Raw genomic sequence first — 15,535 nt, 5'->3', positions numbered from 1 at the left:
TAACTTGGCGAGGCAGTCAGGTTTTATTTGGTGCATGCCGGTCTTGGCGTGCACCTTTGTGGTGCGCTCAGACGGCGGGTTTGCCCAGACCCTGCCAGTGCTTGCCGCCGATCATCACGAAGCGCAGTTGCTGGATGATCTTGGCTTCGGCGCTGAGGTGCGCCGGCAGGTTGTCCGCCGGCGGGTCGATGAGTTCCGGCAGGGTGGCGAACACGGTTTTCACCACCAGGTCGGAGACCACCTCGCGCGCTGCGTCGTCGAGGTGCGGCATGCGGTTCATCAGCTTGAGGTCGGCGGCCAGGTCGCCGGTGATGCGCTCGCGCAGCGCGGCGATGGCCTGGCGCACCGGCTGCGAGCCGCCGTACTGCTCGCGGGCGAGGAACAGGAACTGGGCGCGGTTGGCCGTCACCTCGGCGAGGAAGATGCGCACCGAGGCGTCGATCATCCCGCGTACCTCGAACTCGTGGCGGCGTACGCGGCGAATGGCGGCGCGGAAGGTCTCGCCGACCTCCGCCACCAGGGCCAGGCCGAGCTCATCCATGTCGGCGAAGTGGCGGTAGAAACCGGTGGGCACTATGCCGGCGACCCGGGTGACTTCGCGCAGGCTCAGGCTGCCGAAACCACGCCCGCTCTCCATCAGGCTCAGGGCGGCGTCCATCAGGGCCTGGCGGGTCTGCTGCTTCTGTTCGGCGCGTGGCGTCATGCGGAGTCTGGGTCGGTGAGCGATGCCGCACTCTAGCAAATGCGCGCGGCGAGCGTCGAACCAGGATGGTGCGAGCGTTTAAGTGTACAAGTGTTGACTGAACTGGGCGGCGTCTGGCAGCCTTGTGCACAACTGTTCACTGGAACTGCATCGATGGCCCTGATTCCCCTGTCCCTGGCGCGCCGCCTGGCCCGCCCGCTGCAGCCGCTGCGCGCGCTGTGCGCCGGCGGCTGGCTGCGCGAGGCGGACGTCGACTGCTGGCTGCGCCTGCTGCACCCGACGCTGCGCCTGAACCGGGTGTGCGCCCGAGTCGAGGCGCGCCAGTGGGTCGCCGACGACATGCTCGCCCTGCGCCTGCGCTGCAACGGCAACGCCCGCGGCTGGCGCGCCGGCCAGCATGTGCAGCTGTACCTGGCGCAGGACGGCGTGCGCCATGGGCGCAGCTACAGCCTGACAGCGGTGGCGGCGCACGGGCTTGTCGAGCTGGCGATCAAACGTCAGCCGGGCGGACGCCTGTCCAGCCTGCTGCTGGAGCGCGTCGAGGTCGGCCAGGTGGTGGAGCTGGGCGCGGCCTTTGGCGAGCTGCGCTGGCCGGCGGATGGCCGGCCGGTGCTGCTGCTGGCCGCCGGCAGCGGCATCACGCCGCTGCTCGGGCTGCTGCGCGAGGCGCTGGCGCGCGGCTACGCGGCGCCGGTGACACTGCTGCACCAGGTGCGCCGCCGTGCCCAGCGCGCATTCGTCGACGAGCTGCAGGCGCTGGCCGCCCGCCACCCGAATCTGCAGCTGCGCTGGGCGCTCAGCGGCGAGCCGGCGCTGCCGGGGGAGTTCGCCGGTCGACTGAGCGATGAGCGCCTGGCCGAGCTGCCCGGCGAGCATCTGCTGGTCTGCGGCCCGCGTGGCTTCGTCGAGCAGGCGCAGGCCGGGTGGCAGGCGGCGGGGCGCGGCGCCAGCCTGCAGTGGGAAAGCTTCAGTCCGCCGGCGCCGCTCGACGGCACCGGCACGGTGCGCCTGGGCTTTGCCCGCAGTCGTCAGCAGGCCGCCGGCAACACTGGCCAGAGCCTGCTGGAGCAGGCCGAGGCCAACGGCCTGCGGCCGGCTCATGGCTGCCGCCAGGGCATCTGCGCCAGTTGCACCTGCACCCTGCTCGCCGGCGCGGTGCGCGACCTGCGCAGCGGCGCGCTGTTCGCCGAGCCGGGGCAGCCCATTCGTCTATGCATCAGCGCCCCCCATGGGGATGTGGAGATCGACCTGTGAACAACCGCCCCGACCGCGAGCTGAGTCCGGCTGAGCTGCAGGCCTTCGGCGCCGAACTGGACGCCCTGCGCCGGCGTACCCTGGACGATCTGGGCGAGGCGGATGCGCGCTATATCCGCCGGGTGCGCGGCGCCGTGCGCCTGTGCTGCTGGAGCGGGCGCGCGCTGCTGATGTTCGGCTGGTTTCCGCCGACCTGGCTGCTCGGCAGCCTGCTGCTGGGTCTGGGCAAGATCCTCGAGAACATGGAGCTGGGCCACAACGTCATGCACGGCCAGTACGACTGGATGAACGACCCGGAATTCGCCGGTCGCCAGTACGAGTGGGACATAGTCGGCCCGGCCGATTTCTGGCGGCACACCCATAATCACGTCCACCACAGCTACACCAATGTGCTGGGCATGGACGACGACGTCGGCTACGGCGTGGTGCGGCTGTTTCCCGAGCAGCGCTGGAAGCCCTTCTACCGCTGGCAGCCGCTGTGGGTGACGATCCAGGCGCTGCTGTTCCAGTACGCCGTGGCCATCCAGCATCTGCGCCTGGACCAGCTGCTCAAGGGCCGTATCGGCCAGGACGAGGTGCGCCCGCTGGCGCGCCGCTTCGGCGCCAAGCTGGCGCGCCAGTGGGGCAAGGACTACCTGGCGTTTCCGCTGCTGGCCTTGCTGCTCGGCGCCAACGCCCTGGCCGTGCTGGCGGGCAATCTGCTGGCCAACCTGCTGCGCAACCTGTGGACCTTCCTGGTGATCTTCTGCGGCCACTTCACCGAGCAGGCGGCGGTGTTTGCGCCGGCGGTGCTGCAGGGCGAGAAGCGCGGCCACTGGTACCTGCGCCAGCTGCGCGGCTCGAGCAACCTGAGCGGCGGGCCGCTGCTGCATATTCTCACCGGCAACCTCAGCCACCAGATCGAGCACCACCTGTTCCCCGACCTGCCGGCGCGGCGCTATGCCGAACTGGCGCGCGAGGTGCGCCAGATCGCCGCGCGCTATGGCCAGCATTACAACTGCGGCAGCCTGTGGGCTCAGTTCGGAACCGTGCTGCGGCGCATCTGGATCTACCGTTTGCCCGCTGCAGGAAGGGCGTGACTCGCCATATGCACGCGTGGTTCGCGCGAAAGGGCATAAAAAAGCCCGGCATGTGCCGGGCTTGGGGGGTGTTGCGATAGGGCTCAGGCCGTACGCCCGCGTTGCTCGATCAGACGATCGGCGCCGCCTTCGGCCAACTGCACGCGTTGGGCGCCCGGAGTGCGCTCGTAGCCGCCTTCTACCAGCTGGATGCGCTGGCTGCCGGGAGTGCGGTCGGAGCCGTCCTCGGCCAGTTGGATGCGCTGGCTGCCGGGGGTGCGCTCGGAGCCGTCCTCGGCCAGTTGGATGCGCTGGGCGCCGGGGGTGCGCTCGTAGCCGCCTTCCACCAGCTGAATGCGCTGGCTGCCGGGGGTGCGGTCGGAGCCGTCTTCGGCCAGTTGGATACGTTGGGCGCCCGGCGTGCGCTCGGCACCGTTCTCGGCCAGCGGCGCGACGGGTTGCTGTTGCACTTGGCTGTCCTTGGCTTCGCCCACCAGAGGGAAGGGCGCGCTGCTCGGCGCGGCGAAAACGCTGGTGGTCAGCAGGCTAAGGGCCAGGGCGGCGAGGGTCAGTTGGCTTTTCATGTCGATGTCTCCGTAGGGAGTGATAAGTGACTTCGGGGCCAATTGTTCGGGACATGCGCACAGATAAGAACTTGACTGGCCTGATAGTGACCATCGACCCTGTTGATGCAGGCTGCAAAGGCTCTGCAACGCGGCTTTCAGCTCGTGCTAAAGGCCTTGCCAGGAGGTTTTGCAGGGGTTTTCGGCGCGCGCTCGCCGGGTCGCATCCTCGGCCTGCCGCGCGTATGCTTGGCGCCCCTTGCGCGGGCCGCTTCCGGTTGACGCGATTTTCTGGAGGCAGGTGCACCCATGCTCGCGGTACAGGCGATTCTGCCGATCTTCGCCCTGATCGTTCTCGGCTATCTGTTGGGCTGGCGCCAGTGGCTCACCAGCGAGTCGGCGGCCGGGCTGGCCAATATCACCTTCAAGCTGTTCATGCCGACGCTGCTGTTCGCCGGCATCGCCAAGGCGTCGCTGGCCGAGGGCCTGTCGCCGATGCTGCTGCTGGCCTACTACCTGCCGGTGCTGCTGGTGTTCGCCGCGGTCAACGCGCTGGCTCACTGGCGCCGCGGCACTGCGTCGCCGCTGGGGCTGGTGGCGGCCTTCTCCAACAACGTGCTGGTGGGCATCCCGCTGATCGCCAGCCTGATGGGCAACGACGGTCTGCTCTACGTCTTCGCCATCCTGGTGTTCCACAGCCTTACGCTGTTTTCCCTGCACAGCTTCTACGCCGCCTTCGGCAGTCAGGAGCGGGTCGACGGCCGCGCGCTGCTGAACAACCTGGCCAACCCGATGATCATCGGCCTGGCGCTCGGCGCCTTGCTCAACCTGTCCGGGCTGGTGGTGCCGGAGAGCCTGTGGCGGGCGGTGACCTGGCTGGGCCAGGCCGCCTTGCCCTGCGCGCTGATCGTGCTCGGCGCCAGCCTGTCGCGCTACCGCTTGCGCCCCACCGGCGAGGCCTGGGGCGTGGCGCTGGCCAAGCTGGCGCTGTTCCCGGCGCTGGTCTGGTGGCTCAGCGGCCAGCTGCCGGGGCTGAACGACACGGCGCGCACGGTGCTGGTGCTGCTCGCCGCCTGCCCCAGCGGGGTCAACGTGATGGCCTTTGCCCGCAACGCCGAGGACAGCCGCAGCGTCAGCGCGGCGATTTCGCTGTCGACCCTGCTGGCGGCGATCAGCTTGCCGCTGTGGATGCTGGCGGTGGGCTTCTGATAACCGGCGGCTGTGTGCCGATCATGGCCAGATGCCCCCGGAATAGGAACCGGCGCGCACCGCCTCGGTGCTCGCCGCCTTCCTGGCGCGCTGCGGCTCTAGCCCGGTAGTTTTCAAGCCGTTGATTTTGTTCGGGGAAGGGCGCGGCCAGGGTGGCTGGCGCGTTTCCTGCTATGGCCAGGCGGGGCGGTTGGCTTTGGCGAATCTTCGTCTAGGCTGACGAGATAACGAACAAAAAAGCAGGAAACTGCATGCGCAAGGGCATTCGAGCTTTCGTCCGGGTCGTGGACGCATTCAACCGGAGGGTCGGGCGTTTCGCTATGTACCTGATCTTCGCCATGCTGGCGGTGCTGCTGTATTCCTCGATCAGCAAGACCTTCTTCACCCCCTCGATCTGGACCCTGGAAAGCGCCCAGTTCCTCATGGTCGCCTACTTCCTGCTCGGCGGCGCCTACTCGATGCAGCTCGACGCCCACGTACGCATGGACCTGGCCTACAGCCACTGGTCGCCGCGCACCCGCGCCGTGGTCGATGCGATCACCGTGTTCATGCTGATCTTCTACCTGGTGCTGCTGCTGATCGGCGGCATCTCCTCCACCGAATACGCCCTGGAATACCAGGAAACCAGCTACTCGGCCTGGTCGCCCTATATGGCGCCGATCAAGATCGTCATGTGCTTCGGCATCGCCCTGATGCTGCTGCAGGCCATCGCCACCTTCTTCAAGGACCTCTACGCGGCCCGCGGGGAGACGCTGTGATGAGCTACGAGCTGATCGCACTGCTGATGTTCTCCTCGATGATGCTGCTGCTGCTCACCGGCAAGCGCGTGTTCGGCGCCATCGGCTTCGTCGCCGCCGCCGCCGCGCTGCTGCTGTGGGGCGACGGCGGCTCGGAGATGGCCTTCAGCGCGGCGATGAAACTGATGAAGTGGTACCCGCTGCTGACCCTGCCGATGTTCGTGTTCATGGGCTACATGCTCTCCGAGTCCGGCCTGGCCGAAGACCTGTACAAGATGTTCCACGTGTGGATGGGGCCGCTGCCGGGCGGGCTGGCCATCGGCACCATCGGCCTGATGGTGGTGATCTCGGCGATGAACGGGCTGAGCGTGGCCGGCATGGCCATCGGCGCCAGCATCGCCCTGCCCGAGCTGCTGCGCCGCGGCTACGACAAGATCATGGTTACCGGGGTGATACAGGCCGGCAGCTCGCTGGGCATCCTCATTCCGCCCAGCGTGGTGCTGGTGCTCTACGGCATGATCGCCCGTCAGCCGGTCGGCCAGCTGTGGCTGGCCGGGGCCATTCCCGGCCTGCTGATGGCGTGCCTGTTCGTGCTCTATATCGTCGTGCGCTGCCGTCTGCAGCCACAGCTCGGCCCGCCCCTGGCCGAGGCCGAGCGGCTGCAGGTCAGCCGCCGGGAAAAGCTGCTGCTGCTGCGCGCCGGGCTGGCGCCGCTGTTCATCTTCTTCGCCATGACCGGGCTGTTCCTGCTGGGCTACACCAGCCTGGTGGAAAGCTCCGCGGTGGGCGCCGCCGCGGCCATGCTGATGGCGCTGGTCAAGCGCCGGCTGAACCGCCAGGTGCTGGAAGAGACGCTGCGCAAGACCCTGGCCATCAGCTGCATGTTCATGTGGATCATCCTCGCCGCGCTGTGTTTCGGCGCGGTGTTCGACGGCCTCGGCGCGGTGCGGGCGATCGAGACCTTCTTCGTCGACAGCCTGCACCTGGGGCCCTGGCAGATCCTCATCATGATGCAGCTGTCGTTCATCATCATGGGCATGTTCCTCGACGACACCGCCATGCTGGTCATAGTCGCGCCGCTCTACATCCCGCTGGTCGGCGCGCTGGGCTTCGACCTGGTGTGGTACGGCGTGCTCTACACCATCACCTGCCAGATCGCCTACATGACCCCGCCGTTCGGCTACAACCTGTTCCTCATGCGCGCCATGGCCCCGCCCGAGGTGAGCCTGCGCGACATCTACGTCTCGGTCACCCCCTTCGTGCTGGTGATGGTCCTGACCCTGATCCTGGTGATGGTTTTCCCGCAGCTGGCGCTGTGGTTGCCGCAGCTGCACTACGGCGGCTGAGCTTCGGAAATCGGCGCGCCTGGCGCGCCAGCAGTCGAGCCGGCGCCTGCCGGTCACTGGCAAGGCCGCTGCGGCTGCGGCGGCAATGAGCGGTTGTATTGCATCTGCATCGACACTATTGGAGAGAACAGCATGAGTACGAGACGCGATTTCCTGAAAACCGCCGCGGTCGGCACCGCCGCCCTGGGTTCGGCGCACATCTACGCGCAGGAGCCGAAGAAGATCACCTGGCGCCTGCAGACCTACGCTGGCCCGGCGCTGGCCGAGCACGTGATCAAGCCGTCGATCGACGCCTTCAACAAGGCCGCCAACGGCCAGATGGAGATCCAGCTGTACTTCGCCGACCAGCTGGTGCCCACCGGCGAGCTGTTCCGCGCCATGCAGCGCGGCACCATCGACGCGGTGCAGAGCGACGACGACTCCATCGCCGCGCCGGTGGACGTCTCGGTGTTCGGCGGCTACTTCCCCTTCGCCACCCGCTACAGCCTCGACGTGCCGGTGCTGTTCGAGCAGTACGGCCTCAACGACATCTGGGCCGAGGCCTACGGCGAGGTCAAGGGCGTCACCTGGCTCGGCGCCGGCGCCTGGGATCCCTGCCATTTCGCCACGGTGCAGCCGATCACCAAGCTCGACGACCTCAAGGGCAAGCGCATCTTCACCTTCCCCACCGCCGGCAAGTTCCTCGCCCGCTTCGGTGTGATCCCGGTGACCCTGCCCTGGGAAGACGTCGAGGTCGCGGTGCAGACCGGCGAGCTGGACGGCATCGCCTGGTCCGGCATCACCGAGGACTACACCGTCGGCTGGGCCAACGTCACCAAGTACTTCCTCACCAACAACATCTCCGGCGCCTGGATCGGTTCCTACTTCGCCAACTCGGACAAGTGGGCCGAGGTGCCCGAACACCTCAAGACCCTGTTCAAGCTGTGCATGGACAGCTCCAACTACTACCGTCAGCACTGGTACTGGGGCGGCGAGGCGCAGCTGCGCGTGGAGGGCGGCAAGCTGCAGCTGACCTCCATCCCGGCCGAGGAGTGGGCCACGGTGGAGGCCGAGGCGCTGAAGTTCTGGGACGAGATCGCCAAGACCAGTCCGCGCTGCGCCAAGGTGGTGGACATCTTCAAGAAGTACAACGCGCTGATGGCCAAGGCGGGGGCGCCTTATCGCGGTTGAATCCGGCGGCTCGTCAGGTGAGGCCATGCGCCCGTGCCGCGAGGTACGGGCGCGGTTTTTTATGGTGCCGCCCGCTGCCCTGCTCAGGGTGTCGCGGGGCCGCCCACGAACCGCAGTCGCCGCAAGGTCAATGCGCGTTGTCCTTGGATCCTTGCGCCGCCCCCGCAGATTTTTCCCGCCCCAGCCCTGCCAGCCCGGCAATCCTGTACCACACTCAATGGGCCTGAAACGGACGCTGTGAGAGGCGTCGCGCTGTGCCCATGCGCCGTCGGCCCTGCCAGGCCGGTCATGGCTGCCCAGCCTTGCGCCCAGCCCGCCCGCCATAACAACAAGACACAGGGGTTAGCATGTTCAAACCACGGGATGTAAAGACCCTGGGCGATGCCCGGCGCATCGTCGAGGAGCGTGGCCTGAGCCACGTGAAAGTCGGCCTGTTCGACAACGATGGGGTGATGCGCGGCAAGTACATGAGCCGCAGCAAGTTCTTCTCCGCCCTGGAGCACGGCTTCGCCTTCTGCGACGTGGTGCTCGGCTGGGACGTCAAGGACCAGCTCTACGACAACGCCCAGTACACCGGCTGGCACACCGGCTACCCCGACGCGCCGGTGCGCATCCTGCCGCACACCTGCCGCGAGATTCCCTTCGAGAACGGCATGCTGCTGTTTCTCGCCGAATTCGACCAGCAGGCCGAGGCGGTGTGCCCGCGCGGCACCCTGCGGCGGGTGGTCGAGCGCTGCCAGGGCATGGGCTTCGAGCCCTATGCGGCGCTGGAGTACGAGTTCTTCATGTTCGACGAGACGCCGGAGTCGGCGCGGGCCAAGGGCTTTCGCGACCTCAAACCCTTCACCCCGGACTGGTTCGGCTACTCGATGATCCGTAACTCGGTGCATGCCGAGCTCTACCACCAGATCCTCGAGATGGGCGAGAGCATGGATTTTCCCATCGAGGGCCTGCACACCGAGACCGGGCCCGGCGTACTCGAGGCGGCCATCGCCTATGACCGCGCCGAGGCGGCGGCGGACAAGGGCGCGCTGTTCAAGACCTTCATGAAGGTGCTGGCCCAGCGCAACGGCCTGATGGCCACCTTCATGGCCAAGTGGTCGGGCAAGTACCCGGGGCAGAGCGGGCATATCCACGTCTCGCTGCGCGACCGCGCGAGCGACAAGTCGGCCTTCTACGACCCCAGCCAGGCGCACAACATGAGCAAGCTGCAGCGGCATTTCCTCGCCGGCCAGCAGCGCCTGATGCCGGAATTCCTGTGCATGGTGGCGCCGACCCTGAACAGCTACCGGCGCCTGATTCCCGGGTTCTGGGCGCCCACCGACGCCACCTGGGGCGTGGAGAACCGCACCGCGGCGCTGCGGGTGATCCCCGGTAGCGACAAGTCGCAGCGCCAGGAGTACCGCCTCGGCGCCGCCGACGGCAACCCCTTCCTGGCGCTATCGGTGGCCATCGGCTCGGGGCTGTACGGGATCATGCAGGAGTGGGAGCCGACCGCGCCGGTCAGCGGCAACGCCTACGCGGTCAAGCATCCCGAGGAGCTGGCGCTGCCGCGCACCCTGTGGGATGCGGCGCAGCGCCTGAAGGCCTCGCAGGCCGCGCGCGAGCTGTTCGGCGACGCCTTCGTCGAGCACTTCGCCGCCAGCCGCGAATGGGAAGAGCGCGAGTACCGCCGCCATGTCAGCGACTGGGAGCTGGATCGCTACTTCGAAATCATCTGATTCCCCATTCCCCCAGCCTGGATGCAATTCGGGGCGCTGTTGCCGAGTGTCCCCGGCATGCATCCAGGCCATGCGGGCAGGTTTCTGGAGCACCTTATGAGCAAGCTGCAATGCATTTCTCCCATCGACGGCTCGGTCTACGTCGAGCGTCGTCTGGCCTCCAACCCCGAGATCCAGGCCGCGCTGGCCCGGGCCGAACTGGCGCAGCAGTCCTGGAAACGCACACCGCTGAGTGAGCGCATCGCCATCGGCCGGCGCGCCATCGCCGCCTTCGCCGCGCGCGAGGCGCAGCTGGCCGAGGAGCTGTGCTGGATGATGGGGCGGCCGATCCGCTACGCCGCCGGCGAGATCCGCGGTTTTGTCGAGCGCGCCAGCCATATGGCCGATATCGCCGAGGGTTCGCTGGCCGACATTCGCCTGCCGGACAAGCCCGGCTTCACCCGCTTTATCCGCCGCGAGCCGCTGGGCGTGGCGCTGGTCATCGCACCCTGGAACTACCCCTACCTGACCGCGGTGAATGCGGTGCTGCCGGCTCTGCTGGCGGGCAACGCGGTGCTGCTCAAGCATTCGGCGCAGACCCCGCTGTGCGCCGAGCGCATGGTCGAGGCCTTTGCCGAGGCCGGGCTGCCCGAGGGCGTGTTCCAGTACCTGCACCTGAGCCACGGCGACACCGAGGCGCTGATCCAGGCGCCGAGCATCGCCCACGTCGCCTTCACCGGCTCGGTGCCGGGCGGGGCCATGGTCGAGCGGGCGGCGGCCGGGCGCTTTATCAGCGTCGGCCTGGAGCTGGGCGGCAAGGATCCGGCCTACGTGCGCGCTGACGCCGACCTGGGCCATGCGGTGGAAACCGCCATTGATGGCGCCTTCTTCAACTCCGGCCAGTCGTGCTGCGGCATCGAGCGCATCTATGTGCACGAGTCGCTCTACGACGCCTTCGTCGAACGCGCCGTGGCGCTGGTGCGCCAGTACAGGCTGGGGCGTTCGGACGACCCGGAAACCACCCTCGGTCCGCTGGTGCGCAGCGACGCCGCCGACTTCGTCCGCGGCCAGATCGCCGAGGCGGTCGCCCAGGGCGCCAGGGCGCATATCGACCCGGCCGAGTTCCCCCTGGATGCGCCGGGCACGCCCTATCTGGCGCCGCAGGTACTGACCGGGGTGCACCACGGCATGCGGGTGATGACCGAGGAATCCTTCGGCCCGGTGGTGGGCATCCAGAAGGTCGCCAGCGACGAGGAGGCGCTGGCGCTGATGAACGACAGCGAGTTCGGCCTAACCGCGGCGATCTTCAGCCGCGACGTCGACGCCGCCATGGCCCTGGCCGACCGGGTGGAGGCCGGCACGGTGTTTCTCAACCGCTGCGACTACCTCGACCCCGGCCTGGCCTGGACCGGGGTGAAGCACTCCGGGCGCGGCTGCACCCTCTCGCAGGTCGGCTACGAGCAGTTGACCCGGCCGAAATCCTTCCACTTCAAGACTCAGCTGTGAGGCGCGCCATGGACCTGAATCGATACCGCATGAACTGGAACTACCCGACCTCGATGCGCGTCGGCGTCGGCCGCATCAACGAGCTGGCCGAGGCCTGCCGCCAGCTCGGCATGCGCGCGCCGCTGCTGTGTACCGACCCCGGTCTGGCCGCGCTGCCGATGATCGACGCGGCGCTGCGCCAGTGCCGCGATGCCGGGCTGAAGGCCGGGCTGTTCTCGGCGATCAAGGGCAACCCCACCGGCGCCAACGTGATGGACGGTGTGGCCGCGTTCAAGGCCGGCGGGCACGACGGGGTGATCGCCTTCGGCGGCGGCTCGGCGCTGGATGCCGGCAAGGCCATCGCTCTGATGGTCGGCCAGGATCGGCCGCTGTGGGATTTCGAGGACGTCGGCGACAACGCCAGCCGGGTCAAGGTCGCCGGCATGGCGCCGGTGGTGGCGGTGCCGACCACCGCCGGCACCGGCTCGGAAGTCGGTCGCGCCTCGGTGATCACCGATGATGCGGCGCATATCAAGCGCATCATCTTCCACGCGCGCATGCTGCCGGCGCTGGTGATTCTCGACCCGGAACTGACGGTCGGCCTACCGGCGAAGATCACTGCCGCCACCGGCATGGACGCGCTGTCGCACAGCCTGGAGGCCTTCTGCTCGCCGCTGTTTCATCCCATGGCCGAGGGCATCGCGCTGGAAGGCATGCGCCTGGTGCAGCAGTACCTGCCGCGGGCGGTCAGTCAGGGCACCGACGTCGAGGCGCGGCTGCAGATGCTGGTGGCCTCGAGCATGGGCGCCACTGCCTTCCAGCGTGGTCTCGGTGCCATGCACGCGCTGGCGCATCCGCTGGGGGCGCTGTACGACGCCCACCATGGCCTGCTCAATGCGGTGCTGATGCCCTATGTGCTGGTGGCCAACCGCTGCGCCATCGAGCCACAGATGGAGAAGATGGCGCGCTACCTGGCGCTGCCGGGCAGCGGTTTCGAGGCGGTACTGGACTGGGTGCTGGCGCTGCGCAGCGAGGTGGGCATCGCCCACAGTCTGGGCGAGATCGGCATCGACGATGCACGCATCGAGCAGGTTGGGCGCATGGCCGAAGTCGATCCGTCGGCCGGCACCAACCCCATCGCCTTCAGCGCCGCGCAGTACAGTGCGTTGTTCGAGAAAGCGCTGCGCGGAGCCTTGTAGCCCGGATGCAATCCGGGCTAGGGCTGCGATTAGGCCCCTCTCCCATTTATGGGAGAGGGCAAGTCCTGTGGCTTACTCCCCCGCCTGCGCCGCCTTCAAGGCCTCCAGCGCCGGCGCGGCGTAGATGCCCACTTCCACCGCCAGCTCCATCACCCGCGGCAGGTCGCTGGCGTACACCAGCACTGCCTGCAGCTCGTCGTCCAGCGGTTCGCTGAAGTCCACCAGCACATAGCCGCCGGTTTCCGGCGACAGCGCCGAGAGCTGCACCTGGATGCGATTGAGCGCGGTAAGCGGTTCGGTCTTGGCCAGTTGCTTGGCCTTGAGCACGAACGGCACCTGAGGGCCGAAGGACTCGGTGATCTGCTGGAACAGCTCCTGGTAGCTGTCGGCCTGGAACAGCACGGTATCCGGCAGGCTGCCGACCACCACCCATTCGCCCAGCGGGATGGGGAAGTCGTCGTCGTAGTTGACGTCGGGGTTGGCAGCGAGGAAGGCGACCGGGTCGGCATAGGCCTGCGCCGCTTCGTCGGCGATGCGGGCGATCTCGTCCGCGGGCAGGCAGCCGGAGCTTATCTTGGCGATCAGTTCTTCCAGCTGGGCTTTCATCGGGGCATTCCTGTTGGGGGCGAAGGCGCGCAGGATAAGGCAAAGCGCGCCGGGCTAGAAGTAAGCCAGCAGGCGGCCGAGGCTCATCACCAGTAGCCACGCCAGCAGCGACAGCGCCGCCTGCAGCCGACCGAGCAGCGGTGCGCGCCTGTCCCAGTCGCTCAGCCGGGCGCTCCACAGATGCCGAAACAACAGGGCGTTGCCGATACCCAGGGCGATCAGCAGCAGCTTGAACTGCAGCAGGCGGTTGTCGAGCAGTGGCCCGGCGTCGGCGGCGAACAGGCAGAAGCCGCTGCCCAGCAACAACAGCAGGCCGACCACCGCCAGCGGCGTCAGCGCGCGCGACACCGCCGCCAGCGGGAAACCGCGACCGGCGCCGAGCAGGCGTGCATCGAGCAGCAGCATGCTGCCGAGCAACAGCACCAGGCCGAGCAGGTGCAGCAGGTTGAGCGCCGGGTAGAGCAGCGTCGAGCTGCGCATCTGCTCGCCCAGGGCCGAGGCCTCCAGCCAGGCGGCCCAGGCGGTCAGCACGTCCATCTAGCGCAGTTCGATGGTGCGGCCGTCGACGATGATGCGCTCGGCGCGGATCTCCGCGGTGCCGTCCTTGCGCGGGTAGCCGACGATGGTCACGGTCTTGCCCACAGTCAGGTCGGCTTCCGGCAGGCCGCGAGCCTGCAGGCGGCTGAGCGGGGCGAGGATCACCAGCCAGCTGCGCCCGTCGTGCTCGATGCTCACGTCGGCGTGCGGGTTGCGGTAGTTGACCTGTTGCAGCGGCACTTCCAGGGTCAGGGTCCGATCGGCGTCGTAGGAGCTCCAGCCGTGGTGGGCCTGGGCGAGGGCGCCGGCCAGCAGCAGGCCGAGCGCGGTGGCGAGGAGCAGCAGTTTCTTCAGCATGGCGGTCACCCGGTGTGGCTGGTTGGACACCGGGTAAACCTAGACCCTGCAGCCCGCGCCGCGGCGGGTGGGCAGCATTTGGAAACAGAATCGGCCGGCCCTCGGTAGATTGTCGCTGCGCGCCGTGAAGCCCAACCGCGGGCCGGCGGACGCCCCCGTTGGGCTTCGTCGCGGGCTCCTCAGCCCAACCAAGGGTCCGGGCCCAAGGGGGCGCAAGGCGCCTCAGCCGTAGCGCTTCTTCGCCTCGATGGCCAGGCCGCTGCCGATGCTGCCGAAGGTGTTGCCTTCCACGCTGCGCGCATTGGGCAGCATCGCCGCCACGCTCTGGCGCAGCGCCGGCACGCCGCTGGAGCCGCCTGTGAAGAACAGCGTGTCGACCTGCTCGGCGGCGATGCCGGCATCGGCGAGCAGCTGGCCGAGGCTGGCGCGGATACGTTCCAGCAGTGGCTCGATGGCCTCTTCGAACAGCGGCCGGCTCAGTTCGGCGACCAGCCCCGGCTCCACGCGCGACAGGTCGATGGCGCGCGCGTCCTGCTCGCTGAGGGCGATCTTGCTGTCTTCCACCTGCATCGCCAGCCAGTGCCCGGCGCGTTGTTCGATCAGGCCGAACAGGCGGTCGATGCCGGTGGCGTCGACTATGTCGTAGCGCATGTTCTGCAGCGCCAGCTGGGTCTTCTGCGCGTACAGCGCGTTGATGGTGTGCCAGGTGGCCAGATTGAGGTGGTAGCTGGTGGGCATGAAGGCGTCGCTCTTCATCCGGCTGCCGTAGCCGAACAGCGGCATCACCCCGGCCAACGATAGCTGCTTGTCGAAATCGGTACCGCCGATATGCACGCCGCCGGTGGCGAGGATGTCGTCCTGGCGCTCGGCCAGCTGGTGGCGCTCGGGTGCCAGGCGCACCAGGGAGAAGTCCGAGGTGCCGCCGCCGATGTCGACGATCAGCACCAGCTCCTCGCGGTCCAGGTTCGACTCGTAGTCGAAGGCCGCGGCGATCGGCTCGTACTGGAACGACACCTCCTTGAAGCCGAGCTGGTGCGCCACCGCCACCAGGGTGTTCTGCGCCTCCTGGTCGGCTTGCGCGTCGTCGTCGACGAAGAACACCGGGCGGCCCAGCACCACCTCGTCGAAGCTGCGCTCGGCCAGGCGCTCGGCGCGGCTCTTCAGCTCGCCGATAAAGAAGCCGAGCAGCGCCTTGAACGGCAGCGCGCTGCCCAGCACGGTGGTCTCGCTTTTGAGCAGCTTGGAGCCCAGCAGGCTCTTCAGCGAGCGCATCAGGCGGCCTTCGTAGCCCTCCAGGTACTCGTGCAGGGCTTGGCGGCCGTAGACCGGGCGGCGCTCCTCGGTGTTGAAGAAGATCACCGAGGGCAGGGTGATCTTGCCGTCTTCCAGCACCAGCAGGCTGTCCTGGCCGGGGCGCAGCCAGCCGACGGTGGAGTTGGAGGTGCCGAAGTCGATACCGCAGGCGCGGGCGGGGGTGGAGAAGGGCATGGTGCGGACAGCCTGAGAAAACGGCCGCGCATTCTAGGGCAGGTCGTGCGGGCGTGCAGCACCGGGTATCAGTTTTTCGGGGGTTTGCGATTACCGCACCGTGGTTCGATAATCGCCAGGCAC

15 protein-coding genes are annotated in these 15,535 nt (G+C 68.0%); 9 read left to right on the top strand and 6 right to left on the bottom strand.

All coding sequences use genetic code 11. From position 1 onward, the window contains the following. Positions 1–67: 67 nt before the first annotated feature. Positions 68–703 carry a TetR family transcriptional regulator gene (locus AC1G9C_RS21890; protein ID WP_480408767.1) on the bottom strand — a complete coding sequence of 212 codons (636 nt, stop codon included), beginning with the start codon at positions 701–703 and terminating at the stop codon, positions 68–70. A 153-nt stretch (positions 704–856) separates the two neighbouring features. On the opposite strand from AC1G9C_RS21890, the gene AC1G9C_RS21885 reads away from it, so the two are divergent. Both AC1G9C_RS21885 and AC1G9C_RS21880 read left to right on the top strand, forming a co-directional pair. Beyond that, the gene (locus AC1G9C_RS21885; protein WP_480408766.1) at positions 857–1,957 is read left to right on the top strand and encodes a ferredoxin reductase; all 1,101 of its coding nucleotides are present in this window, start codon (positions 857–859) and stop codon (positions 1,955–1,957) included. After that, positions 1,954–3,036: a fatty acid desaturase family protein gene (locus AC1G9C_RS21880; protein WP_480408765.1), complete on the top strand. Its 1,083-nt coding sequence runs from the start codon at positions 1,954–1,956 to the stop codon at positions 3,034–3,036. Before AC1G9C_RS21885 ends, AC1G9C_RS21880 begins: the two co-directional genes overlap by 4 nt. 83 nt (positions 3,037–3,119) lie before the next feature. On the opposite strand, the gene AC1G9C_RS21875 is transcribed toward AC1G9C_RS21880, so the two are convergent. Beyond that, complete coding sequence (locus tag AC1G9C_RS21875; protein WP_480408764.1) at positions 3,120–3,599, bottom strand: hypothetical protein; 480 nt, start codon at positions 3,597–3,599, stop codon at positions 3,120–3,122. 288 nt (positions 3,600–3,887) lie between these two features. Between AC1G9C_RS21875 and AC1G9C_RS21870 the strand changes: the two genes are divergently transcribed. From AC1G9C_RS21870 to AC1G9C_RS21840, 7 genes are all read left to right on the top strand, one after another. Then, the gene (locus AC1G9C_RS21870; RefSeq protein ID WP_122109127.1) at positions 3,888–4,787 is read left to right on the top strand and encodes an AEC family transporter; all 900 of its coding nucleotides are present in this window, start codon (positions 3,888–3,890) and stop codon (positions 4,785–4,787) included. A 251-nt stretch (positions 4,788–5,038) separates the two neighbouring features. Further along, positions 5,039–5,545, top strand: a complete 507-nt coding sequence (locus AC1G9C_RS21865; protein WP_031302555.1) for a TRAP transporter small permease subunit — start codon at positions 5,039–5,041, stop codon at positions 5,543–5,545. Continuing rightward, positions 5,545–6,870, top strand: a complete 1,326-nt coding sequence (locus tag AC1G9C_RS21860; protein WP_021441905.1) for a TRAP transporter large permease — start codon at positions 5,545–5,547, stop codon at positions 6,868–6,870. Before AC1G9C_RS21865 ends, AC1G9C_RS21860 begins: the two co-directional genes overlap by 1 nt. A 132-nt stretch (positions 6,871–7,002) precedes the next feature. Then, positions 7,003–8,040: a TRAP transporter substrate-binding protein gene (locus AC1G9C_RS21855; protein WP_021441904.1), complete on the top strand. Its 1,038-nt coding sequence runs from the start codon at positions 7,003–7,005 to the stop codon at positions 8,038–8,040. A 347-nt stretch (positions 8,041–8,387) separates the two neighbouring features. Beyond that, positions 8,388–9,761 (top strand): glutamine synthetase family protein, encoded by a 1,374-nt coding sequence (locus tag AC1G9C_RS21850; RefSeq protein WP_480408763.1) that lies wholly within the window; start codon positions 8,388–8,390, stop codon positions 9,759–9,761. A gap of 96 nt (positions 9,762–9,857) precedes the next feature. After that, positions 9,858–11,246: an aldehyde dehydrogenase family protein gene (locus tag AC1G9C_RS21845; protein WP_480408762.1), complete on the top strand. Its 1,389-nt coding sequence runs from the start codon at positions 9,858–9,860 to the stop codon at positions 11,244–11,246. A gap of 8 nt (positions 11,247–11,254) precedes the next feature. Beyond that, positions 11,255–12,424, top strand: coding sequence for an iron-containing alcohol dehydrogenase (locus tag AC1G9C_RS21840; protein ID WP_480408761.1), 1,170 nt, complete (start codon positions 11,255–11,257; stop codon positions 12,422–12,424). A gap of 72 nt (positions 12,425–12,496) precedes the next feature. Here AC1G9C_RS21840 and AC1G9C_RS21835 read toward each other — a convergent pair whose 3' ends face one another. The 4 genes from AC1G9C_RS21835 to AC1G9C_RS21820 all read right to left on the bottom strand — a co-directional run bounded on the left by AC1G9C_RS21835 (position 12,497) and on the right by AC1G9C_RS21820 (position 15,412). After that, the gene (locus tag AC1G9C_RS21835) at positions 12,497–13,030 is read right to left on the bottom strand and encodes a hypothetical protein (protein ID WP_457788813.1); all 534 of its coding nucleotides are present in this window, start codon (positions 13,028–13,030) and stop codon (positions 12,497–12,499) included. 54 nt (positions 13,031–13,084) lie between these two features. Further along, on the bottom strand, positions 13,085–13,567 hold the full coding sequence (locus AC1G9C_RS21830; protein WP_480408760.1) for a hypothetical protein: 483 nt from the start codon (positions 13,565–13,567) through the stop codon (positions 13,085–13,087). Next, the gene (locus AC1G9C_RS21825) at positions 13,568–13,924 is read right to left on the bottom strand and encodes a DUF6152 family protein (RefSeq protein ID WP_480408759.1); all 357 of its coding nucleotides are present in this window, start codon (positions 13,922–13,924) and stop codon (positions 13,568–13,570) included. A 222-nt stretch (positions 13,925–14,146) separates the two neighbouring features. Next, entirely contained in the window at positions 14,147–15,412 is a 1,266-nt protein-coding gene (locus AC1G9C_RS21820; RefSeq protein WP_021441896.1) for an Hsp70 family protein, read from the bottom strand. Positions 15,413–15,535 lie beyond the last annotated feature (123 nt).

It is taken from the genome of Pseudomonas sp. ABa2 (assembly GCF_056676075.1).
The sequence above is the reverse complement of the archived record's forward strand: the minus strand, read 5'-3'. Positions and strand labels throughout refer to the sequence as shown.